This is a genomic window from Planococcus sp. APC 3900 (assembly GCF_030407735.1).
GTDB classification, from domain to species: Bacteria; Bacillota; Bacilli; order Bacillales_A; family Planococcaceae; genus Planococcus; species Planococcus notacanthi.
This window is the reverse complement of the sequence record NZ_JASDCT010000006.1, coordinates 70,808-92,925: the sequence shown is the minus strand read 5'-3', so window position 1 is coordinate 92,925 and position 22,118 is coordinate 70,808. Positions and strand designations below refer to the sequence as shown.

Annotated in this window: 22 protein-coding genes and 1 pseudogene; 15 read left to right on the top strand and 8 right to left on the bottom strand. The window is 45.2% G+C overall.

Features of this window, described 5'->3' with window-relative positions; genetic code table 11:
• The first annotated feature begins 3 nt into the window (after positions 1-3).
• Positions 4-639: a DUF4181 domain-containing protein gene (locus QMA04_RS13090; protein WP_290186281.1), complete on the top strand. Its 636-nt coding sequence runs from the start codon at positions 4-6 to the stop codon at positions 637-639.
• 404 nt (positions 640-1,043) lie between these two features.
• Here the strand turns inward: QMA04_RS13090 and QMA04_RS13085 are convergent, their stop codons facing one another.
• Complete coding sequence (locus QMA04_RS13085; RefSeq protein ID WP_290186279.1) at positions 1,044-1,772, bottom strand: MerR family transcriptional regulator; 729 nt, start codon at positions 1,770-1,772, stop codon at positions 1,044-1,046.
• A 59-nt stretch (positions 1,773-1,831) separates the two neighbouring features.
• Positions 1,832-2,692, bottom strand: a complete 861-nt coding sequence (locus tag QMA04_RS13080) for an Hsp33 family molecular chaperone HslO (protein WP_290186277.1) — start codon at positions 2,690-2,692, stop codon at positions 1,832-1,834.
• Positions 2,693-3,048: 356 nt separating this feature from the next.
• Between QMA04_RS13080 and coaW the strand changes: the two genes are divergently transcribed.
• A complete protein-coding gene (gene coaW, locus QMA04_RS13075; RefSeq protein ID WP_290186275.1) occupies positions 3,049-3,864 on the top strand; it encodes a type II pantothenate kinase in 816 nt (271 codons plus the stop codon).
• Between the two features lie 84 nt (positions 3,865-3,948).
• On the opposite strand, the gene QMA04_RS13070 is transcribed toward coaW, so the two are convergent.
• The 3 genes from QMA04_RS13070 to QMA04_RS13060 form a co-directional block, all read right to left on the bottom strand.
• Complete coding sequence (locus tag QMA04_RS13070) at positions 3,949-4,491, bottom strand: MFS transporter (RefSeq protein ID WP_290186273.1); 543 nt, start codon at positions 4,489-4,491, stop codon at positions 3,949-3,951.
• Complete coding sequence (locus tag QMA04_RS13065; protein WP_290186271.1) at positions 4,488-5,921, bottom strand: FAD-binding oxidoreductase; 1,434 nt, start codon at positions 5,919-5,921, stop codon at positions 4,488-4,490. The genes QMA04_RS13070 and QMA04_RS13065 overlap by 4 nt, the downstream gene beginning before the upstream one ends.
• 165 nt (positions 5,922-6,086) lie before the next feature.
• Positions 6,087-6,644, bottom strand: coding sequence for a nitroreductase family protein (locus QMA04_RS13060; protein ID WP_290186485.1), 558 nt, complete (start codon positions 6,642-6,644; stop codon positions 6,087-6,089).
• Positions 6,645-6,799: 155 nt separating this feature from the next.
• Here QMA04_RS13060 and QMA04_RS13055 point away from each other — a divergent pair, with 155 nt between their 5' ends.
• Complete coding sequence (locus QMA04_RS13055; RefSeq protein ID WP_290186269.1) at positions 6,800-8,203, top strand: protoporphyrinogen oxidase; 1,404 nt, start codon at positions 6,800-6,802, stop codon at positions 8,201-8,203.
• Positions 8,204-8,346: 143 nt separating this feature from the next.
• Here QMA04_RS13055 and katA read toward each other — a convergent pair whose 3' ends face one another.
• Positions 8,347-9,813, bottom strand: a complete 1,467-nt coding sequence (katA, locus tag QMA04_RS13050) for a catalase KatA (protein WP_290186267.1) — start codon at positions 9,811-9,813, stop codon at positions 8,347-8,349.
• Between the two features lie 219 nt (positions 9,814-10,032).
• On the bottom strand, positions 10,033-11,085 hold the full coding sequence (locus QMA04_RS13045; protein ID WP_290186265.1) for a C40 family peptidase: 1,053 nt from the start codon (positions 11,083-11,085) through the stop codon (positions 10,033-10,035).
• Between the two features lie 472 nt (positions 11,086-11,557).
• Between QMA04_RS13045 and QMA04_RS13040 the strand changes: the two genes are divergently transcribed.
• From QMA04_RS13040 to QMA04_RS12995, 10 genes and pseudogenes are all read left to right on the top strand, one after another.
• The gene (locus tag QMA04_RS13040) at positions 11,558-13,114 is read left to right on the top strand and encodes a fatty acid--CoA ligase (RefSeq protein WP_290186263.1); all 1,557 of its coding nucleotides are present in this window, start codon (positions 11,558-11,560) and stop codon (positions 13,112-13,114) included.
• Between the two features lie 60 nt (positions 13,115-13,174).
• A complete protein-coding gene (locus tag QMA04_RS13035) occupies positions 13,175-13,570 on the top strand; it encodes a hotdog fold thioesterase (RefSeq protein ID WP_203340610.1) in 396 nt (131 codons plus the stop codon).
• A 228-nt stretch (positions 13,571-13,798) separates the two neighbouring features.
• Positions 13,799-14,569, top strand: a complete 771-nt coding sequence (locus tag QMA04_RS13030) for an SDR family NAD(P)-dependent oxidoreductase (protein WP_290186260.1) — start codon at positions 13,799-13,801, stop codon at positions 14,567-14,569.
• Between the two features lie 50 nt (positions 14,570-14,619).
• Positions 14,620-16,188, top strand: coding sequence for a long-chain-fatty-acid--CoA ligase (locus QMA04_RS13025; RefSeq protein WP_290186258.1), 1,569 nt, complete (start codon positions 14,620-14,622; stop codon positions 16,186-16,188).
• A 25-nt stretch (positions 16,189-16,213) separates the two neighbouring features.
• Positions 16,214-17,389, top strand: coding sequence for an acyl-CoA dehydrogenase family protein (locus QMA04_RS13020; RefSeq protein WP_191715341.1), 1,176 nt, complete (start codon positions 16,214-16,216; stop codon positions 17,387-17,389).
• A 28-nt stretch (positions 17,390-17,417) separates the two neighbouring features.
• Entirely contained in the window at positions 17,418-18,182 is a 765-nt protein-coding gene (fabG, locus tag QMA04_RS13015; RefSeq protein ID WP_290186256.1) for a 3-oxoacyl-ACP reductase FabG, read from the top strand.
• A 16-nt stretch (positions 18,183-18,198) separates the two neighbouring features.
• A complete protein-coding gene (locus QMA04_RS13010; RefSeq protein WP_290186254.1) occupies positions 18,199-18,648 on the top strand; it encodes a MaoC family dehydratase N-terminal domain-containing protein in 450 nt (149 codons plus the stop codon).
• Positions 18,645-19,043: a MaoC/PaaZ C-terminal domain-containing protein gene (locus QMA04_RS13005; protein ID WP_290186252.1), complete on the top strand. Its 399-nt coding sequence runs from the start codon at positions 18,645-18,647 to the stop codon at positions 19,041-19,043. The genes QMA04_RS13010 and QMA04_RS13005 overlap by 4 nt, the downstream gene beginning before the upstream one ends.
• 36 nt (positions 19,044-19,079) lie before the next feature.
• Positions 19,080-19,271 (top strand): annotated as a pseudogene (locus QMA04_RS13000) (thiolase family protein); the annotation flags it as partial.
• A gap of 137 nt (positions 19,272-19,408) precedes the next feature.
• Positions 19,409-19,984 (top strand): TetR/AcrR family transcriptional regulator, encoded by a 576-nt coding sequence (locus tag QMA04_RS12995; protein WP_203340598.1) that lies wholly within the window; start codon positions 19,409-19,411, stop codon positions 19,982-19,984.
• 15 nt (positions 19,985-19,999) lie between these two features.
• On the opposite strand, the gene QMA04_RS12990 is transcribed toward QMA04_RS12995, so the two are convergent.
• Complete coding sequence (locus QMA04_RS12990) at positions 20,000-20,551, bottom strand: methylated-DNA--[protein]-cysteine S-methyltransferase (protein WP_290186250.1); 552 nt, start codon at positions 20,549-20,551, stop codon at positions 20,000-20,002.
• A gap of 196 nt (positions 20,552-20,747) precedes the next feature.
• Here QMA04_RS12990 and QMA04_RS12985 point away from each other — a divergent pair, with 196 nt between their 5' ends.
• Together QMA04_RS12985 and QMA04_RS12980 are read left to right on the top strand one after the other, a co-directional pair.
• Complete coding sequence (locus tag QMA04_RS12985) at positions 20,748-20,900, top strand: hypothetical protein (protein ID WP_290186248.1); 153 nt, start codon at positions 20,748-20,750, stop codon at positions 20,898-20,900.
• 106 nt (positions 20,901-21,006) lie between these two features.
• The gene (locus QMA04_RS12980; RefSeq protein ID WP_290186246.1) at positions 21,007-21,969 is read left to right on the top strand and encodes a hypothetical protein; all 963 of its coding nucleotides are present in this window, start codon (positions 21,007-21,009) and stop codon (positions 21,967-21,969) included.
• Positions 21,970-22,118 lie beyond the last annotated feature (149 nt).

Sequence of the window (22,118 nt, the reverse complement as noted above, 5' to 3'; positions counted from 1 at the left end):
AATATGTGGTTTAAGATATTACTGTTCCTATTTATCGTGTACGCAGTGAACGCCATCATCAAATTCGCTCTCAAGAAGTGGCTGAAGGTCGAGCCGCGGAAGAAGAAGTTCTTTTCGAATAATTATATAAATGAAACTCACTTGAAAGTGGACTGGTTTGTGCGGGGGATCCTGTTGATTGCAGGGATGGCAACGTTGTTTTATGTCATTGCCGAAGAGAATTCAATTGTTTATATGCTCGTCTATCTCATTGTATTTATCATTCTGACTTATGCAGTGGAAGCGTACTTTGAGTGGAAAGCTTCCAAGCACCCGAAGCAATCCCTTTTCATGTTGAGCGAAATGTTTGTCTGGCTCGTTGCGGTTGCCTTGCTGATCCAGTCAAGTTCATTCTTTTTAGGAATCATTGAGGGGGTCGTGACTGAAAAAGCGGAAGCAAGTTTTACTGTGGAAAGGGTGTCAACTGGCTTTTGGGGCGATTCATCTGTTGAGGACGTGCATTTGACGGATGCCACGGTTTTCAAAGGAAAAGTGGAGGCGTATGAAGAATTGAAGGAGGGAGATTTGGTGCGTGTGATGCCGTTCGATCTGCCCGCTGACTTTTCGTATTCTCTTGCTGCGGAAGTAACGGTGGAGTGACAAGGGAAGCGCAAACCGCATGGGAAGCTGAAGCATTTGGTAGTGGAATTCTCCACTTAGTTGGCGATACTGTCCGGAACCGGCAAAATTCATGGTTTTTGCTTATTTACAGCCTTTTCATTATTATCGTGGTATTAAAAACTGAATAATAGAGAAATGCCTTTCCGATTATTAGCGGAAAGGCATTTCTCTATTTTTTTGACGAGCATTGAAATGGCTTAGCAGAAAAAAATTGACTGCGTAACCTTTATTATATCAAGTAGTGCTTTCCAAGCTTTGTAAGAGTTCATCTAAAATGAATGAGGTTTACATATCATGACGTTATCGGAAGTTCTTTAAAAACAAATACAAGAAAGGAAAAGGGAAGCCAACTTATCAGCTTTTCCTCTTCCTTTCATATAAAATCACTTATGGTTTAATGCTTGGTTGATAAATTGGTATAGCTCGCCATCTATTTCATATTGCAGTTCGTTACCGGGGTTTTCGGCGTGGAAATGTTCGGCTTGCTTGCGGAAAGTCCTATCGTCTTCGGAAAAGGCATTCACGATGTCATTCCATTTTTTCGTTAAACCTTGTACTTTTTCATCGGAAGGAGAAGCGCCTTTTTCTTTTTCCAAACGAATTTCCTTGATAAGACCGTTAAATTCTTGCTCTGCCTGCTTTAAAAGTTGTTTGTCGGCATTTTCATATCGGCTTTCCATGGTAGCCAATTGCTGCTTCGAAAAGTATTTTTCCTTATTCATTTTCAGCGCCTCCATTAATTTAGTAAGTTCTGGAATCGACATGGTCCGATTGCTGCGCGCAGCCGATAACGCATTTTCCAGCTCTGCTACTAGTTTTTGCTGAACCTCTATCTCTTTTTTGACGCGGGAAATTTGGGTTTGCAAAATCTCTGCAACGGTTTGTTCCTCCGGATTAGACAACAGAAGTTGTATTTCTTCTAACGACATGCCCATCTGCTTTAAGGACAAAATTGGCTGAAGACGGACCAAATCTGCTTTCGTGTAAAGCCGATGCCCTGACTCCGTATACTGAGAAGGTGAAAATAAACAGATTTGATCGTAATAGCGTAAAGTTCGAATCGTTAAACCCGCCAATTCGGCAACTTCTCCGACTTTCCAATGTTCCTTCATTCGCTTAGCCTCCATTTAACAACATTTCTATTCACCAACTAAAACCGAGAAATTCGAAGTTAGAAGAGTTGCTGCATCTCCTTTTGCTCAAACGTGTAGGTTTTCCCGCAAATATGGCAAAAAGCTTCAATGTCTTCCTTTCGTTCAATGCTCCGTTTGATTTCCTCTTCACTCAATGAATAAAGCATGCCATAGAACATTTCTTTACTGCATCCGCAGAAAAATTGACTGGAGCTATGGCCAATAATTTTTGCATCCCCAAACAACTGGGTTAACGCTTCTTCGCTGTCACTCGCTTCTTCAGCGTTTAGTTTACTGAAAATATCCGGATTGGCTTTCACAATCATTTTCACTTCTGAAAGCAGTTGTGGTGGTGCACCGGGAAGCAGTTGTGCATATAGTGCATGGCTGGAAAGAAGGGAACCTCCCTTATCCAACTGAATGTCGGAATAAAGATAGGTCGGCGTCTGATCACTCTGCACAAAATAGTTGGCGATATCATCCGTGATATGTTGATTTGGCATATCGGTAATGCTGGTGAATTGATTCATCTCAGAACCCTTTATGACACGGATCATCCCAGAAGGTCCAATCAAATCTTGCATCGACTTTTCTTCTATATTAGAAGAACTCAAAAGTTCCTCGTTCAGGTATCCTCTGACATTTCCATTGGCTTCGGCTTCCGCAAAAATCTTATGGAGAGGATTGCTCAACGTTACCTGGAGGCTCATTCGCTGGTTCCCTTTGAGCGTACCAGAGAGTATGCTCATTGCTGATATCGTTTTGCCTAACAGTAGTTTAAGCGGTTTAGGAAGTTCCTGGTTTAAGGCATAGATATCGCGAAGCAACTGGGAATTATCAATAAAATATAGACGAATCTGTTCTTCTTTAATTAATGCCTTAACAATGGCATTTTGCACAACGATTCCCCCCTTTTGCAAAAGTAAGCTAGCTTTACTATAAAACATTACCCTACGTAAGGTTCAAGGGGAGAATGAAATTTTCACGATATTTATTTTTAGTTAACATGTGAGGGATTATCGGAAGTAGAGCACAACACTTATAATCAGCCCTCTTTGGAGCAAGACTTTGATGGGGTTCTTTTTTACGTAGCGCTCACCGCAGCAAGACGGTAGATAACACCCCAAAAAGATAGCTAACTGATTCAACTTGCAAACATCTCCCATAAAATAATCGAGTATGGTAGAATTTCATCATATGTTTATAAATTATCTGGCATTTTTATAGAAGGATGCGAGAAAGAGCAGGTGCGGAAATGATTGTCGGAATAGATGCAGGCGGTACGTTGATCAAAGTGGCGTATACCGAAAAAGGGAAAGTCCATTTTGAAAAATATCCGATTGCTGAAATGGAACAGGTTGCCGGCTGGGTAAATGGTCTTGGCGACTGTCAGGTTTGTGTGACAGGAGGGAAATCGGGTGTTCTGGTTTCCTTGCTCGATCAGCCAGCACAGGAAATGGTGGAATTTGAAGCGACACACCTTGGTGTACAAGTATTGCTTAAAGAGATGGACCTTCTGGAGGATGCTTATCTGGTGACGAATGTGGGAACCGGAACTTCCATCCATTGCATTCAGGACAATGTCCAGGAGCGCTTAGGCGGTACCGGAGTCGGTGGCGGAACATTGATTGGCTTGAGCCATCTATTGACGGGTGTTACCCGTTACGATGAGATTGTGGCGTTGGCGAGCCAGGGATCCCGTGACCGGATCGATTTGAAGGTCAAGCATATCTACGAAGGCAAGGAGCCTCCGATTTCGGGTGAATTGACGGCCAGTAATTTTGGGCAAGACTTATTTTCGATTTCAAGTGATCTGACAAAAGAAGAGTTGTTGGCCACGGTCATCGGGTTGGTTGGCGAAACGGTCAGTACGGTGAGCGTTCAAGCAGCACGGCAATGCAGAAGCTCAACCATTGTGTATATCGGTTCTTCTTTCATCGACAACCCATTATTAAAAGAAGTGGTGAAAAGTTATACGATTCTGCGCGGCTCTGTTCCCGTGTTTCCCGATAATGGAGAGTTCTCAGGAGCGATGGGCGCCATGTCTGTTTTAAACAAAAAGACTGTATAACTTCTCTGTAAAAAGACGTCTTCTGTCCAGCCATTGTGATGGCAGGATGGAAGACGCCTTTTTTAATGGAAAGAAGAGTTGATATTACGTTTTTGCAGTTTCAAGTTTCCAAAGCTGCAGCCCGCTCCAGGCAAAGACCAGGGAAGCAATATAAAAAATGCTGGCAATCGTCAGAAAATCGACGAGGTAGCCTGTGGCGATGACGGCAATGGCCGCGGCGACCGATGTCCAGACATGGTAGTTTCCGATTTGTGTCCCAGCGATTTCTTTTGTCACATAGCGTGCCAAAACCGTTTTTTCAGAGTTTTTCTGAACAGCTCCCAAGACGCCCATAAGTATTTGCAGCATGTATACATGCCAAACCTCTGAGGCCAGCGGAAAGAACAGCAACAAAATCGCCATTCCCCAGGAGTAGATGGAAAGCAGGGTTTTGTCTCCGACCCGGTCTGCATATTTTCCAATCAGCGGGTAGCACAGGGCAGCGGTCAAAGCGAACAGGCCGTATGCCCAGCCAAACTGGGCATAGCTGTCGCCGACGTTCCGGATCAACAGAATATAAAACGGGAATATCATGCTGGAGGCCATGCCGATGGTGCCTTGGTAGTAAATGAAACGTTTGTAGTTCATGGGCGATACTCCTCGTAAAATAAATTCATGAAGCGATGGTCCGGATCAAAACGGTCCTTCAGTTCGAAAAATTCTCCAGTTCTCGGATAAGCTTTCTCCATTTGTTTTTTTGTGGGATAACCGAAATAAGGCAAGTAATAACTGCCGTCATGCGCAAGTGTAGCATCGATCATTTCGCGCACAACTTCCTGCGTCTTTTCCACACTTTCTGCATCGGTTCCCTGATTGATCAACAGCACAAGCGAAAACATGTCCTCTTTGGCGTAGGACAGGACCGCATTGTCATTTTGTTCAACATAACGGATGGTGACATTCAATAAATTGAAATCGGGGTGAGCTTCAAGCACAGCTTTCAAAGCAGGGATATATTCTTCAAATTGCCCGATCGGAACAAAGTATTCCTGAAGAATTTCGGTTTTTCGGCTATTGTCGTACTCCATAAATTCTGAATCTGATCGCATGGCATTGTTTCGGGAAACCAGATTGCCATCGATTTTTTCTGTGTAGATTTTTTGGGTTTCCCAAAAGCTGTTTTTGCCGGCATCGTTAATGCGCGAAAGGCCAAGGAAAAACTTCGGCACAGCGATGAGGTTTTCAGTCTTCAACTTTTGGTAGTCAGCCAGCTGCTTCTGGTCTTGTGCAGACTTGTAAGTGATGGTGTACATCTCTTCCATAAAAGTTTCGGGTGAAATGGAAATGCGGGCCAAGTGCATGGCGGCCTCTGGGTCATCTTTTACTTGCTGTTTGAAATAAGAAGGATAATCACTGTAAGACATGCTGTTTGTTTCGATTTCATACAACTCATCGTCCGTAAGCTGGAGCGTGACATCCAAGATGATGCCGAACAAGCCATAGCCGCCGATGACAGCAGCAAACAACTCCCTGTTTTCTGTGGGACTTAACTGAAGAATTTTTCCATCCGCATTCATGAAACGCATCGAGGACACCGTATCCGATAGACCCCCATTGCGGATGTCCAGTCCATGGGCGTTGACGCTCAGCGAACCGCCAACCGTGAAGATATTCTGTGATTGGCTGACTTTCAGCGATAAACCATGTGGGTTGATGGCTTCCTGAATGTCCGCCCATGTCGCACCGCTTTGGACTGTCACTGTTTTTGCTTGCAGGTCGACTTCCAAGATTTGATTGTATGGCTTCATATCGATCATGATGCCGTTCGGGTACACCGTCTGTCCGCCTTGGCTATGCTGCATGCCTGCGATGGAGAGGATATCTTCGTTTTTCTTGGCTTCTGTAACGATTTCCTGAAGCTCCGCCTTGCTCATGCCTGCCTTCACGGTTTTAATGTCGACGGGCAAAAGCCGCTGATGCAGTTCGTCAGCGGGGCCATTTGATTGTACCGAATAAAGGTAAATGGACAAGCTGAAGATGCACAGGTAGAGAAGGGCCATCCAAACTGTTTTCATCATACCGCCATCCCTCCCAAGGTGCTTTATTCATTAGACCGCAACAATACGGAATGGTTCCCAAGTTACGTAAATAATAGGTGAAGACGGGCAGGGTTACAAGCGTTTTTTGCGGATTCGAACTAAAAAAAGAGATGCCACAGTCTGGGGCATCTCTGAACCTGTTTCTTATTCGCTGATGATGGTCAGTTTTTCGCGGATATCGGTACGCTCCTGCTTTGCGGGAACATGGGCAGGGTAGCCGATCATCATCGTAGCGATGATTTTCTCGCCGGGCTTCACGCCGATGGCTTCGCGGAACACGGGGTTGTAGATCCAGTCGTTGGAGCGCCAGATCATGCCGATGCCGCGTTCCCATGCAGCCAGCTGAAAGTTTTGCAGCATGGAAGAAACTGCGCCGTAGTCTTCATCCCATCTTCTTTGTCTCGGATCTTCAGGCATGACGACAACCAGGTGCAACGGAATGCTGCGGAAGTAATCGGCTTTATTCAGCGCTTTGGACGGGATTTCTCCATCCGGTGTGCGCATGGCTTCAAGAAACGCCTGGACGAATTTTTCTTTTCCGCCGTCTGTATACAGCAGAAAACGCCAAGGTTCATTGACTTTATGGTTCGGTGCCCATTTAGCCACGTTCAAAAGCTCGATGATCTCTTCGACATTGACAGCATCAACCTTGAATTTCTTGATTGAGCGTCTTTCCATTATATTCTGATCAATAGCGTTCATCATTGTAAGTCTCTCCTTTTCGCAATGTACATGCGGGTATCTATCTTCATCCTACCATGTACAGGCCAGAAAAGCGTATCAAAACAGACAAAAAGAACAAGGCTGACAGCCCAGAATATTGGTAGAATAGAAGCATAAGCAAGGAGTGGATTAAGTTGAAAAAAGCTGTAGTCATCGGGGGAGGCATCACCGGCCTTTCCGCCATGTATTATTTACAGAAGCTGAACCAGCAGGAAAACCTTGATCTTGAGCTGGTGCTGATTGAACGGGAGCCGCAATTAGGCGGCAAGATCAAGACGGTAGCAGACGATGAATTTATTATGGAAGTTGGAGCGGATTCCATCGTGGCACGCCATGCCAGCGTCATGCCGCTGATTGAAGACCTTGGGCTTAAGGAACGGGTTGTCTACAACGGCACAGGAATTTCTTATTTATATGCCAATAATGTGCTGCATGCCATTCCAAAGGATACGGTATTTGGCATTCCTATGAGTAAAGAAGCGCTCTTCAGTTCGACGCTTGTTTCTGAAGAAGGAAAACAAGAGGCGTTGAAGGACTTGGACAGTGCCAACAACAGCTTTACACGGGACAGCTCAATTGGAGAGTTTCTTGAAGCGTTTCTTGGCAAGGAATTGGTCGAAAACCAAATTGCACCTGTTTTATCAGGGGTCTATTCGGGGAATCTACACGAATTGACCCTGGCTTCGACATTGCCGTATCTGGTTGATTACAAAAATAAATACGGCAGCATCATTAAGGGGTTTGAAGCGAACAAAGAGTTTTTCCAAGGGGCGGTGAATAAGAAGTTCATTTCTTTTGATCAAGGGATGCAGGTTCTGATCGATGGCTTGGAGAACAAATTGGAAGATGTCCGTATTCTGAAAGGGACTGGAACCCGATCGGTTAAGAAAGACGGAGAACGTTACTTGGTTGAGCTCGAAGACGGAGAAGCGATAGAGGCGGATTATGTGATTTTAGCGACGCCCCATCAAGTGGCCCAGAAGCTTTTAGGAATAAAAGAGTTGGATAATGAATTCGACCAATTCCTGAATTCGTCATTGATCAGTGTCTACATGGGGTTTGATATTCCAGACAAGCAGTTGCCGGAAGATGGGACCGGTTTTATCGTCTCACAAGAAAGCGATCTGCATTGCAATGCCTGCACATGGACCAGCCGGAAGTGGAGCCATACGTCGAAGAGCCATAAATTGCTGGTTCGGCTATTCTACAAGAGCTCGCATCCCAGCTATGGCATGCTGAAGGATTTGTCTGAAGACGAACTGGTCAAAGTGGCAAGAGAAGATGTCCGAAAAAGCTTGGGAATCGAGGAAATACCTATGGCTGTTGAAGTGACGGGTTGGAAAGATCTCATGCCTAACTACCATATGGGCCATAAAACAGCGATCAGTGCGTTGGAGCTGAAAATGGAGAGCTCAGTCCCTAACGTGAAACTGGCGGGTTCTTCTTATTTTGGCGTAGGCATTGGTGCTTGTATCCAAAACGGTGCTGATTTGGCAAAAATCATTGCCAATCAATTAGTTGATGTAGAGAACGAGTAGGAAAAGAGACCTTAGCGGGTCTCTTTTTTGATGGCTAACAAAAAATTAATAGCTGAATTTTTATCTCTAAAATCAAAAAAGCCGTTTATCCCTAAAAAGGACAAACGGCTAATTGAGAATATCGGTAGATTTTTATCAATTAATTACTTTGTTTCAGTAAGATCGGGAACTGAAAGACCAAGGCCTTCAGCTACGCGTTTACCGAATTCAGCATCTGCTTTGTACAAATGGCTGATTTGGCGAAGCTTGATGTCTTCTTTGTCGACAGCGCTTAAGCCGCCAACGAATGTTGCCACAAGACGTTCTTGCTCTTCTGGGCTTTGCAGGCGGTAAAGGTCGCCTGGTTGTGTGTAATAGTCTTCTTTGAAATATGGCACTGAATCCGTAACGCCGGTTACTTCAAGTGGAGCTGGTTTAGCAGCTGCAGTTTCAGTTGGTCCGCCGTAGCTGTTTGGCTCGTAATAAACAGAACCGCCTCCGTTATTGCCGAAGTTCATTTGGCCATCGCGTTGGTAGTTGTTGACTTGGTTTTTCGCTGCGTTGATCGGCAGCATCTGGTGGTTAGCGCCTACGCGGTAACGGTGTGCATCATGGTATGCGAACAAACGGCCTTGAAGCATTTTATCCGGTGATACGTCGATGCCAGGAACCAATGTACCTGGAGAGAAAGTGGCTTGCTCGACTTCAGCAAAATAGTTCTCTGGGTTGCGGTTAAGCACCATGCGGCCAACTTCAACCAACGGATAGTCTTTGTGAGACCATGTTTTCGTTACATCGAATGGGTCGAAGCGATACGTGTTCGCATCTTCCAAAGGCATAACTTGTACATACATTTTCCAAGCTGGGAAGTCGCCTTCTTCAATTGCATTGAAAAGGTCTTCAGTGTGGAAATCAGGATTTTCGCCAGCAATTTTGTCAGCTACTTCCTGCGTGATGTTTTGGATGCCTTGCTCAGTCAAGATGTGGTATTTGATCCAAACAGATTCGCCTTCAGCGTTTGTCCATTTGAATGTATGGCTGCCAAAACCATGCATGTGGCGAAGTGTTGCAGGAATTCCGCGGTCGCCCATCAAGTAAGTGACTTGGTGCAACGATTCTGGTGATAATGACCAGAAATCCCACACTGCGTTAGGGTTTTTCAAGTGCGTGCGTGGATCACGTTTTTGGGTATGGATAAAATCAGGGAATTTAATTGCGTCCTGAATGAAGAAGATTGGCGTGTTGTTGCCGACTAGGTCATAGTTTCCTTCTTCTGTATAGAATTTCAACGAGAAGCCACGTGGATCGCGGACAGTGTCAGCAGAACCGAGTTCGCCGGCAACTGTTGAGAAACGAGCGAATAGTTCAGTTTTCTTGCCGACTTCCGATAGGAAAGCAGCTTTCGTATATTTAGATACATCATTAGTGACTTCGAAATAACCATGAGCACCTGCGCCTTTAGCATGTACTACACGCTCAGGAACACGTTCTCTGTTGAAGTGTGCAAGTTTTTCGAGAAGATGAACATCTTGCAATAGGACTGGACCGCGTTGTCCGGCTGTCTGTGAATTTTGGTTGTCTCCGACTGGGGCACCCCAGCTGGTTGTTAAACCTGTTTTGTTTGTACTCATGAATCGAACACCTCATTCTCTTTTTTTGTGTTAAGCACTACAAACTTAATGATACCATTTTTCAAATGAAAATCAATCCTAAGTAATAATGATTATAATTAATGGAATACTCTTTATGTCAAACTATTGACTTGAATCCAAAAAAGAATGAAAGAAGAGCAGCACCGGTTTGACCGATGCTGCTCTTTTCCATCTTAATTTGCGCTTGCGCTTTTCTTGTTACTTCATGACATTCAAACGCTGGTAGCTGTCGAAATGTTTGCCCCAGTAGCTGTCATTCATGCTGGTGATTTGCACTTTAGCGCCTCCAGCATGAAGGAAGCTGTTGTTGCCGATATAGATGCCGACATGGGAAATCCCCGCACGATACGTATTTTTAAAGAATACAAGGTCGCCGACTTGCGGTGAACTTACAGTGGAAGAGATGGCATCAAGTCCGGTTGTGTTGGTGCGTGGCACTGTAATGCCAGCTTGGTTGTATACATAATAGATGAAGCCGCTGCAATCAAATCCGCCTGGAGCGGCACCGCCCCATTTATAAGGAGTGCCTAGGAAAGAGTTGGCGATTGAGACGACTGATGAAACTTTTCCGGAAGTCGAAGGTGCTGCTACAGGATTAGATACGGTCACAGGCTGCTTGCTTACGGAGGTGCCGTCGACTTTCAATGTTTGGCCAACACGGATCGTGCTTGTTTTCAAACCATTTGAGCTCATCAATTGAGAAACTGACATGCCGTAACGTTTCGCGATGTTCGTTAATGTATCGCCGCTCACTACGCGGTAGGTGCTGGTTTTAGAGACAGCAGGAGCAGCGGCTGGTGCTTTGACGACTGTTGCGGGTGCAGTTGCTTGTGCTTTTCCGCTGACTGTCAGTTTCTGTCCAGGTCGGATGTTGCTGCCTGACAGTTTGTTCAATTGCTGAATGGAGCTGACGCTGGTGCTGTGGATGCGTGCTATGTGTGATAAAGTGTCTCCTGCTTTTACTGTATATGTACTGGCAGAACTGGCTGATGTTTTAGGAGCGCTGGTCTTTGTTGGAGTGGCTGCCGGAGCTGAAACTGCTGCGACTTTGAGTGACTGCTTCGGATAAATTGAATTGGATGATAGCTTATTCCAAGTCAACAATTGGTTCACTGAAATGTTATTGCTTGAAGCGATCTTCCATAGCGTATCTCCTGGCTTCACTGTGTAAGTACTGGCTTCTGTATCGGAAGTCCCGATTGCAAATGTTAGTGCAGTTGCTGCAAATAATGTAAAAATAATCTTTCTCATTCCCTAACCCCTTTTTCTCTATCTATTTATAGATAATTCAATCTATTATCTCTGAGTTACTTAATTCTATATAATTAGTTCTCCATAGGCAATAAGTTTTAATATTACATTTGTGTTACAAAGATAAAGGTAGCAGAATTCCGGTTTGAAAATATTTTTTAATTGATTTTGCCAACAGGTGATTGACCAACGACTTCTATTACTAACTATCGGCATTTTTTATGGAAAGTTAATGGCTAATGTTAAAAAATTATCTTTTACTTTCTGAAGTGAAAGGGAAAGTGACTGTTCGCCTTTGAAGATTTCAATCGCTCATAAACGAAATATCTCTAAGATGTAGGCCTTTTATAAAAATAGGGACTAATCTCATACAAAAGATGAGTCTTTGAATTGTTGCAATATTACTTTTTTTCTGACATCATAAAATTAAATCGTTAAGACAACGCTTTCATAAAAGGAGGAGGAAAAAGAAATGTATGCGACGCTTGGCAAAATCTTTGATCAGACGGTAAGCCAATACCCGGATAAAGAAGCACTGGTTGATATAAGAAGAGGGCAAAGATGGACCTATTCGCAATGGGATGAAGAAGTCCATCGGTTAGCGAATGCGCTGACGACAGCAGGAATCAGCAAAGGCGATCGGGTTTCAAGCTTTTTGTTCAACAACAGTGAATTGCCTACCGCATTGTTTGCTTGTGCAAAAATTGGGGCGATCTTCAATCCGATTAATTTCCGCTTAAAGGCCGAAGAGCTGGCGTACATTTTAAACGATGCTACTCCTGAAGTTGTTTTGTTTGAGAGAGCGTTAAAAGAAACAGTTGCAGGGGTGGCGGCCCAGTTTCCAAGTATCCAATTCTGGTATATAGATGAGGATGTGCCGGATTATGCAGTCAACTACCGTGAACGGATCAACGCTGCGTCAACGGCAGATCCGACTGTAGAAGTGGATGAAATGGATACGTACGCCATCATGTACACCAGTGGAACGACGGGGAGGCCGAAAGGTGTAATCCATCGCCATCGTGATATGGCTGAACAAAGCATGACATGCATTGCGATGCTGAAATACACCAAAAATGACGTAGGTCTTGTTATTGCGCCGATGTTCCATTGTGCAGAATTGCATTGTTGCATCATTCCACGGGTTCAGGCCGGTGCATCCAGCATCATCATGCATCAATTCAATCCTCAAGCCGCAGTGGACACAATTGAAAAAGAGAAAATTACAGTCATGTTTGCAGTCCCGACCATGTGGAGTATGATGTCCGACATCGAAGAAGCGGATTTGAAAGTTAAAACATTGGAGCGGGGATTGTACGGCGCGGCTCCAATGGCACCAGTCCTGGTTAAACGCGTCAAGGAAGTGCTTGGAATCGATTTGATCCAGGCGTATGGCCAAACGGAAATGGGACCGGCCATCACGTTCCTTGCTGAGGATGAGCAGCTGACCAAAGCAGGATCAGCAGGCAAACCTGCCTTTAACCATGAAATTCGAATTGTACGGCCAAACGAGAAGGGCCCTGCGGAACCGGATGAAAGATTGGGTGCATTCGAAGTGGGGGAAATCATCGTTCGGGGGCCAAGCATGATGGCGGGTTATTTCCATCGGCCGCAGGCGACATCCCGTGTATTGTATAAAGGCTGGTATCACACCAGTGATTTAGGATATCTGGATGAAGATGGCTATTTGTTCGTAGCGGATCGTGTGGATGACATGATCATCAGCGGGGGAGAAAACATTTACCCGCGTGAAGTGGAAGATGTGCTGCATGAGCATGAGCTGATTCAGGATGTAGCGGTGCTGGGAATTCCGGATGAAAAATGGGGCGAAGCGGTCATGGCGTTTGTGGTCGTAAAAGATTCTTCGTTGACGGAACAGCATTTGGAAGAATTCTGCCTCAACAACGATAAGCTTGCGCGCTTTAAGCGGCCGAGAACCTACCGCTTTGTCGATGAATTGCCCCGCAATGCCAGCGGCAAAATACAAAAGTTTTTATTGCGGGAACTGTACGCGAAAAGTAATGTATAAGAAAATGGCCTCTCAGCCAATTACTGAGGGGCTTTTAAATGAAAAAAGGGAGTGTTGTTTATGCAGATGAAACCAGTGGAAGAAACGATTGCAGGCGTATTGGGGATTGAATTCGGGGATATTACTCCAGACAGAGTAACAGCGACTATGCCTGTGCATGCAGCTACTCATCAACCGTTTGGTCAGTTGCACGGTGGAGCCTCGGTTGTATTGGCGGAATCGGTTGCCAGTGTCGGGACCTGGCATTTAATCGACCAGGAACATGAAATTGCAGTCGGTCTGGAAATCAATGCCAACCACCTGCGCGGCAAGCAAGAAGGCATTGTGACCGCCATCGGTACACCTTTACATAAAGGCAGAACAACCATGGTCTGGGACATCAAGATTGTAGATGAAGAGGAAAAGCTTATTTGCGTTTCGCGGTGCACGGTGGCGATAGTCAAAAAGAAAAAGTAACGAACAGTTTCCATTACGGCCAATCTATTGGCCGTAATGGATTTTTTATGGAAAAGAAAAATTGTTGTTAACAAAAACAAATTGTTGTTGTATACTGAATTTTAAGAAAATAATAGCGCTTACATTTTTCAACTGCCTTTTTTCCAAAAGGTTTTTTTAAAACAGTTAACATACCGTCCGTTCAGTATTTACATACCGTCCGTATAGTATGGTGAAGGAGGAATAAAAATGGCGGATTCATTATTTGATTTGACAGGGAGAACGGCGTTGATTACAGGAGGGGGAAGTGGTCTTGGGCGGAACATAGCAGAAATTTTTGCGGAGTATGGAGCGAATATAGCCGTTTGCTCCCGCAAAATAGCTAATTGCCAAGAAACCGTTGATCAGCTGGAAAGCCGCTATGGCGTTAAAGCACACGCTTATGAATGCAATGTCGGCAGCGAAGAACAAGTGAAAGCTGTAGTGCAGTCGGTGTTGTCTGATTTCGGCAGCATCGACATCCTGGTCAATAACAGCGGGGCGACATGGGGGGAAGAAACAGAAAAAATGCCATTGGATGCATGGGAAAAAGTAATGAATGTCAATGTTACTGGGACTTTCCTTATGTCCAAGGAAGTGGGCGGACACATGATTCGCAGTGGATACGGAAAAATCATCAATATCGGTTCGGTCGCCGGTTTAAAAGCGGAACCGACGGAAGTGCTGAATGCCATCGGATACAGTACGAGCAAAGCGGCTGTCCATCATTTCACCAAAGATTTGGCGCGCAAATGGGCAGGCCACGGATTGTATGTCAACGCTATTGCCCCCGGTTTTTTTGAAACAAAAATGACAAAGCACGTCATTGCACAGCATGCAGAAACAATTGTTCATAAAAATCCAATGAAAAAATTGGGGGACACCAGATCGCTTCAAGGCGCCGCACTTTTCCTGGCAGGCGCCGCCAGTGATTACATCACTGGCCAAGTGATTGCAGTGGACGGCGGAAGTTCATTATAAAAATTCCGGCTGAAAGTTGAAAGAGCATCAAGTTCAAAAGGAGGAAAAGCATGGATAGACCTTGGTTAAAGCATGTAGCAGAAGGCAATCCGAAAAGCATTGAGATACCGGATATTTCATTGGTGGAATTGTTCAGGCAGTCGGCAGAGGAATACGCGGACCATACAGCGGTCACTTTTTTCGATAAGACTTACAGCTATCGGGAACTGGAGGAGGCGATTATTTATTTTACGAAAAAACTGGCTGGAATAGGTATTCGGAAAAATGACCGTGTGGCCATCATGCTGCCGAATTGTCCGCAATATCCCATCAGTTTTTATGCCGCACTATCTTGTGGAGCTACCATCGTCCAGTTGAATCCAATGTTCCAACCAGCAGAACTTCTTCACATTCTCAATGATTCGGAGACAAAAGCCTTAATTATACTGGATCGGTTAATGCCTTTGTTCGACAGCATAAAAGATCAGACTTCGGTCCAGCATATACTGGCTGTGGGCCTCGACGGTGATGCCGCAGAATCTGCGCCAATTGGCGGTATGACTCGCCTGACGATGGATCCCAAAGAAGATGTAGCGGTCATTCAGTATACAGGCGGCACAACCGGGCTCCCGAAAGGTGCCATGCTGACGCATCGCAACATCGTCGCCAATACCCTGCAAAGTGCTGCTACTTCTGAAGTAACAACCAAAAAAGGGAGAGAGAAAGTGCTGACTATTTCGCCTTTGTTTCATGTTTACGGCATGACCAGCGGCATGAGCGTCACTTTCTATAACGGAGGCAACATGATTCTGGTGCCGAAATTTGATGTTGGCCAAGTAGTGGAGCTGATTGAAAAAGAAAAGCCGACTGCATTTCCAGGAGTGCCTACCATGTACATCGCATTGCTGGATTATCATCGATCGAGAAAATTCGATTTGAGTTGTTTGGAATCCTGCAGCAGCGGATCAGCTCCTTTGCCGCTGGAAGTACTTGACCGTTTCAATGCAATCAGCGGCACCACTGTGGCGGAAGGCTACGGTTTATCCGAGGCATCGCCTGTAACCCACAGGAATCCTGTTCGAAGCTTACAAAAAAATGGCAGCATCGGCATTCCGTTGCCGAATACCGATTCACGGATTGTCGATATCGCGACCGGGCAAGAGACCTTGCCGGTCGGCCAAGTAGGTGAATTGGTTGTGCGGGGCCCGCAAGTGATGAAAGGCTATTGGAACAGGCCGGAAGAAACCGCTGTGACGATTCGGGAAGATTGGCTGTACACGGGAGATCTCGCGAAAATGGATGAAGACGGGTTCTTTTACATCGTGGGCCGGAAAAAAGAAATGATTTTGGCGAGTGGATTTAACGTCTATCCAATCGAAGTGGAAAACGTCCTTTATCGCCATCCCGCCATACGGGAAGCAGCTGTTTTCGGAGTTCCGGATGCGTATCGTGGAGAAACCGTTCGAGCGGTTGTCGTCTTGAACGAAGAAGTGACAGAAGAAGAGCTGATCGCCTATTGCCGCACCCAGTTATCGGCTTATAAAGTGCCGGAAGCGATTATCGTTGTGGAAGAACTGCCTAAAACGGCTGTCGGGAAAATACTGAAACGTGCATTGCAAAAACAGTACGCCGATTTATAAAAAATCAGGAAACGGGGAGATCAACATGCATTTACGTTTATCAGAAGAACAGGAAATGATTCAAAAAACAATACGCCGATTTGTGGAAAAAGAATTGATTCCACTGGAAAACGAAGTCCTGAAAAATGAAAGGGAAGGGCGTCCGAGCCTGGAACCGGAAAAAATGAAAGAACTTCAGAAAAAAGCCAAGGACTTCGGCTTTTGGGGCATCAATACTCCAGAGGAATACGGTGGGTCGAATCTTGGACAAATGATGCTGGCCATCGTTTTGATGGAAGTTTCCAAAACCTTTGTGCCGTTCACATTTGGAGGTTCGGCTGACAATATCCTGTATTACGGCAATGAAGAACAAAAGAAAAAGTACTTGATCCCGACCATCAATGGAGAAAAGAAATCCTGCTTTGCCATGACGGAACCGGAAGCGGGATCTGATACGCAAAACTTGAAAATGACGGCTGTCAAAGACGGAAATGAATGGGTCTTAAACGGGGAGAAAACCTTTATCACAGGCGGAAATGAAGCTGATTTCGTCATGGTGATCGCTATTACGGATAAAGAGCTGCACCAGCAAACAGGGCGTTCCGGTGTTACTTGCTTTATCGTCGACCGGGACATGGGCTGGAAATCCGAATACATCGATACGATGGGCGAATGGGGACCTGCCGGATTGGTCTTCGACAACGTCCGTGTACCAGAAGAAAACGTCTTGGGTGAAATCAACGGCGGCTACAATTTGGGGCTTGAATGGATTGGTTTTGCGCGTTGGGTAGTTGGAGCGCGGGCAGTTGGGATGAGTGAACGGTTGTTGCAGATGGCGATCGATTATTCGAAAGACCGTAAAACCTTCGGCAAACCGATTGCGGAACGCCAGGCGATCCAATGGCCGATTGCTGATTCAGCAGTGGAAATTGAAGCGGCAAAATGGCTGGTGTTAAATGCTGCCTTCACGTTGGACCAAGGCGAAGATAATCGTCATTTGGCGTCGATGGCAAAATTGTATGGCGCAAACATGGGCAATCGGGTCGTGGATCGGGTTCTTCAAATCCATGGTGGCATGGGCTATACGCGTGAATTGCCGATTGAACGTTGGTATCGTGAGGCGCGGCTATGGAGAATTTACGATGGAACAGATGAAATCCAACGCATGATCATTTCAAGAAACTTATTGAAGGGCCACGTGAAAGTGGGCCAATCGGTTTAAACGAATGGAAGAAAAGGGAGGCATATCAATGGGAAATTCATTTGAAGGAAAAACAGCTTTTGTTACAGGGGGGAGCCGAGGGATCGGCCGCCAGATTGCCGAACGATTTGCCAGTGAAGGCGCCAATGTAGCGATCATCGATGTGAACGAGGAAGCGCTCCAGACAGCTCAAGAAGAAATGGCTGGCAAAGGTTATTCCATTTATACGAGAAATGCCAGCGTGACGGATAAAGAGCAGATAGAGCAGGCAATGAAAGAAGTGTTTGAGCGATTTGGTTCGATTGATGTACTCGTTAATAACGCAGGCGTCATCCGAGATAATATGCTGTTTAAAATGACGGACGAGGATTGGCTGACGGTTACAGATGTCCATTTGAAAGGCGCATTTTATGCGACACGGGCTGCGCAGCAATACATGACCCAAAACAAATATGGCCGGATCATCAATATTTCGTCGACATCGGCGTTAGGCAATCGCGGGCAAGCCAATTACGCCACAGCTAAAGCGGGACTTCAGGGCTTTACAAAAACATTGGCAATCGAACTTGGTAAATACGGCATTACAGCCAATGCAGTAGCTCCTGGTTTTATTGAGACGGATATGACAAAAGCGACGGCTGAACGCATCGGCGTACCTTTTGAAGAATTAGTCAAAGCGAGTGTATCCGCTATTCCGGTCGGCCGCAGCGGCAAGCCTGAAGATATTGCAAACGCTGTCGCCTTTTTTGCAGATGAACGTTCTTCATTTGTCAGCGGACAAGTTTTATACGTAGCGGGTGGACCGAAAAACTAAATGGGGAGGCGCAGCTATGCTGAAAGAAAGCATTGGGAAATGTTCAGACAAAGTGAAAAACACGATTGAAAGAGGGGCGGTCCGGAAGTTTGCAGAAGCGATCGGCGACCCTGCTCCCATTTTTATCGATGAGCAGGCAGGTGCCGCTTCGCGCTACAAACAAAACATTGCACCTCCTACATTTCCGGTGACCTTTGATGCCGGGAAAATCGAGGGATTAGATCTTCCTTCCAAAGGATTGATCCATGGAGAGCAAATATACCATTATGAAAGGCCGTTGCTTGTTGGAGAAGATGTCTATTGCTGGATGGAAGTAAAAGATTATTACGAGAAAAGCGGCAATTTCGGCGAGATGGGATTTTTGGTCGTCGTAAAAAAAGGGCAAAGCCCAGACGGTGAACTATTGTTTACGGAAGAACGCATCGTCATCATCAACGAAGCGGCCAGAAAGGGGATGGCGGTATGAACCGGATAGTGGATTTACAGCAAGGTGACCGTTTGCCACTTATTCAATTGGATCCAGTATCGCGTTTGGATTTAATCAAATACGCGGGAGCATCCGGTGATTTTAACCCCATCCATACCATCGACGCAGAAGCTGAAGCGGCAGGATTACCAGGCATCATCGCGCATGGCATGTGGACCATGGGGAATCTGGCGAAAATTTTTACGCCTCATCTGGAAGAAGGGTTTATCCAACATTGCGCCATTCGTTTTAAAGGTATGGTCTTCCTGGGGGATGTCATTACGTTGAAAGCGACTGTTGTTGAAAAGCAGGACAAGCAAGTGACATTTGAAGTTCAAGCAGCCAATCAAAGCGACAAAGATGTACTGAAAGGTGAACTCGTTTTTGCATTCTAAGCACCTGTTTATTTGAGAAAAGGGAGGCGGACATTCGTGAAAAGAGATGCAGTGATCGTATCGGCGGCACGAACAGCAATCGGAAGGCAAGGCGGTGCTTTGTCATCCCTTCCTGCTCACGTTTTTGGAGCGGAAGTAATTAAAGCGGCAGTAGACCGGGCAGGGATCGACACAGCTGTGATAGACGATGTCATCATGGGCAATGTCTTGGCCGGCGGCGATCGTCTGTTTTGATTACCGGAAACACCAGACTGAAAAGGTTCAGCCTGTGCTCCGTGAGATGCTTGGAAGTTTTCTGATTGGATGGGGGTAAAAAATGCTATAATACGACAGAGCTTTTAAGACTAAGAAAGGCAGTGGGCTGCGTGAAAAGTGAACTAATCAAACAAAGCATCAATCTTTTTGTGGAGAAAGGATTCAGTGCCACTTCCATACAAGATATCGTTGATACAATCGGGGTAACAAAAGGTTCTTTCTACTATCATTTCAAAAGCAAGGAAGCACTTTTGATGGATATCCATTCGCATTATATTGATGATCTGTTAAGAAGGCAGAGGGCCATTCTGGATACTGAGAAAAGCCATAAGGATAAGTTGATGGCCATTGTTGAACTCATTATTGTCGATATTGAAAAACAAGGGGCAGTAGGCCGTGTGTATTTCCGTGAAATTCGCCATTTGAAAGAAGAAAATGCAGCCATCATCCGGGAAAAACGGGCTGATTTCCGCAACAATATCGAAGTGTTGCTGAAAGAAGGCATTGAAGCGAATGAATTCAGAAAAGAGCTGCAGCCTAAAATCATTACATTTGCCATTTTGGGCATCACGAATTGGAGCTACCAATGGTTCAATGTCGAAGGCAGTTTGACCGTAAAAGAACTTTCTGCGATGTACACGGATTTTATCCTGCATGGCATTCAATCTCCTGATGCGTCCAACTAAGAGCGTTTCCTAACTTCAATCATTGGAGTTGGGGAGGTGCTTTTTTTTATTGCCATTATTAGTTTCCAGCTCCAGCAAAAACCGCTTGAAATCAAGTCCGCCTCTGTAACCGCCGATGGTGCCATTTTTGCTGATGACCCGGTGGCATGGCACCGTGATGAGCAAAGGGTTTGCACCGATGGCGGAGGCCACTGCCCGCACAGCTGAAGGCTTGCCGATCTGTTCGGCAATTTCGGAGTACGTAACGGTTTGGCCGTAGGGAATCTTGTGGAGTGCTTCCCAGACTTGTTGCTGAAAAGTTGTTCCTGCTGCATCGGCAGACAAAGAAAATTCCTGTTGGGACCCATCCAGGTAAGCTGTTAATTCTTGTTTAGAGTCCGACAGCAAACTGTCGTTTTGTTCCAGGCTTGCCGATGGAAAATGCTTATGGATATAAACCGATAACTCGCTGAAACTGTCACCGGGTGAGCCGATGTAACACAAACCGTTTTCAGTTTTGGCGATGTGCAGTTGCCATTGGCCATGTTCGAAAATAGACCAATAAATGCGGGAACCAGTTGTACGCATGCGCTTCTCATCCTTTCTGATAGTTGAAGAGTTTTCCTGGGTAGGATGGTTGTGTATCTGTGCTGTTACTTCTTACTTTCTTCAAAATAAGGTTTTAGTACAGGAAAAGCAAGCGGATAAAATAGTGGATGAAGAACAGTTTTAATCATTGCGATACGGGAATAAAGGGACTAGCAAAAGAAAGGGAGGGATTACGATGGCAAGAGATAAAAATTTGGAAGAACTGAAGGAAAAACAGTTGGAAAAGGAACAAAGAGAACAGGAGAAAGAGATGGAAATGACAGACAGCGGACGGATCCCCAATCTGGAAGACGACACGGAAGAGCGTACAGAAGAGAAAGAACAATAGCAGCTGACTTGATTTCCCGCATCCTGGTTTCGACCGGGGAGCGGGTTTTTCATGGGAAGGCGTGTTACTATAGACATTATCAAAAAACAAAGAGAGAGTGGTCTATATGTTCAACTCCTTAATTGAATTAATGGAAGCGAAAGATTTGAAAGACAAGCGTTCAATTCCATGGAATCAAATATGCCAAGAAGAGCGATTATCCGAACGATTTATTAAAGAAAACGTGGACCAAGTGAATTGGAAGCTGATTTCAACCCATCAGGAATTGTCTGAAACGTTCATCCGTAAGTATAGAAACCGTCTGTTTTGGGATGAGATCATCAAAGTTCAAAAGCTTTCCGAAGCCTTTATCGAGAAATTTGCAGATGAAAAGAAATGGCGTCCCATTGCAAAAGAAGAGCTGAGCAAAAAGCAGCAAAAGACATTCGAAAAAGAAGGGCAGCCATTCGATTCAACAGAATATTGGAAGTTTGTCTCGATGAAGCAGCAGTTGGCCAACTCCAAAGGGTTGTCGCCTGCGTTTATTGAAAAGCACCAAGACAAATTAGATTGGACAGAGTTGTGCCGCCATCAGTATTTACCGATGCCGCTGATCCATCGCCATGCCCGCAAAGTGAATTGGACACTGGTGACGCGCCATCAAGTTTTATCCGAACGTTTTATCGAGAAGTACAGCAATGACGTCGAATGGGAAACCATCACTTTTCATCAATCGCTATCCGAACGCTTCATCAACCGCCACCAAGCGAAAATGAGTTTTATTTCAGCGGAAGAAAGGCGTTCTGAAGCCTTTTTATATACCCATTTCAACAAGTTGGATGCGGCGTCGATTCTGGAACATCAACAATTACAGAATGTAAAAAAGTATGATCCTTTGGACGTCTATGTGCTGACTAAAAACAGCGAAAAGAAGTATATTTTGAAGTTTCACGATCTTACGGAAAGTTTAGAACCGGTCCGGAAAGCCGATGAAGAGGAACTTTACGAGCACTTGGAAGAACACGATTTATTGGCAACTGCAGGAGAAGATTTTCCTGAACTGTTGATCGTCGGTGACCTGCGGTTCTGATAAGGGTTAGTCCTTTACGGAAATTGCTGATGATCAGGAAAAATCGAAAACTGATTGATGTAAATAACCGCCTCTCTGCCAGATGGAGAGACGGTTATTTTTTGTTTTTGCGGAAAACAGGTTATACTGAATAAAAAATTGAAAGTTGG

Coding starts and splice junctions, on each gene's coding strand:
- QMA04_RS13030 (WP_290186260.1), top strand. CDS start 13,799: ATGGCGGATTCATTATTTGATTTGACAGGGAGAACGGCGTTGATTACA.
- QMA04_RS13020 (WP_191715341.1), top strand. CDS start 16,214: ATGCATTTACGTTTATCAGAAGAACAGGAAATGATTCAAAAAACAATA.
- QMA04_RS13090 (WP_290186281.1), top strand. CDS start 4: ATGTGGTTTAAGATATTACTGTTCCTATTTATCGTGTACGCAGTGAAC.
- coaW (WP_290186275.1), top strand. CDS start 3,049: ATGATTGTCGGAATAGATGCAGGCGGTACGTTGATCAAAGTGGCGTAT.
- katA (WP_290186267.1), bottom strand. CDS start 9,813: ATGAGTACAAACAAAACAGGTTTAACAACCAGCTGGGGTGCCCCAGTC.
- QMA04_RS13070 (WP_290186273.1), bottom strand. CDS start 4,491: ATGAACTACAAACGTTTCATTTACTACCAAGGCACCATCGGCATGGCC.
- QMA04_RS13035 (WP_203340610.1), top strand. CDS start 13,175: ATGCAGATGAAACCAGTGGAAGAAACGATTGCAGGCGTATTGGGGATT.
- QMA04_RS12990 (WP_290186250.1), bottom strand. CDS start 20,551: ATGCGTACAACTGGTTCCCGCATTTATTGGTCTATTTTCGAACATGGC.
- QMA04_RS13045 (WP_290186265.1), bottom strand. CDS start 11,085: ATGAGAAAGATTATTTTTACATTATTTGCAGCAACTGCACTAACATTT.
- QMA04_RS13005 (WP_290186252.1), top strand. CDS start 18,645: ATGAACCGGATAGTGGATTTACAGCAAGGTGACCGTTTGCCACTTATT.
- QMA04_RS12980 (WP_290186246.1), top strand. CDS start 21,007: ATGTTCAACTCCTTAATTGAATTAATGGAAGCGAAAGATTTGAAAGAC.
- QMA04_RS13010 (WP_290186254.1), top strand. CDS start 18,199: ATGCTGAAAGAAAGCATTGGGAAATGTTCAGACAAAGTGAAAAACACG.
- QMA04_RS12985 (WP_290186248.1), top strand. CDS start 20,748: ATGGCAAGAGATAAAAATTTGGAAGAACTGAAGGAAAAACAGTTGGAA.
- fabG (WP_290186256.1), top strand. CDS start 17,418: ATGGGAAATTCATTTGAAGGAAAAACAGCTTTTGTTACAGGGGGGAGC.
- QMA04_RS13025 (WP_290186258.1), top strand. CDS start 14,620: ATGGATAGACCTTGGTTAAAGCATGTAGCAGAAGGCAATCCGAAAAGC.
- QMA04_RS13085 (WP_290186279.1), bottom strand. CDS start 1,772: ATGAAGGAACATTGGAAAGTCGGAGAAGTTGCCGAATTGGCGGGTTTA.
- QMA04_RS13040 (WP_290186263.1), top strand. CDS start 11,558: ATGTATGCGACGCTTGGCAAAATCTTTGATCAGACGGTAAGCCAATAC.
- QMA04_RS13065 (WP_290186271.1), bottom strand. CDS start 5,921: ATGATGAAAACAGTTTGGATGGCCCTTCTCTACCTGTGCATCTTCAGC.
- QMA04_RS13060 (WP_290186485.1), bottom strand. CDS start 6,644: ATGAACGCTATTGATCAGAATATAATGGAAAGACGCTCAATCAAGAAA.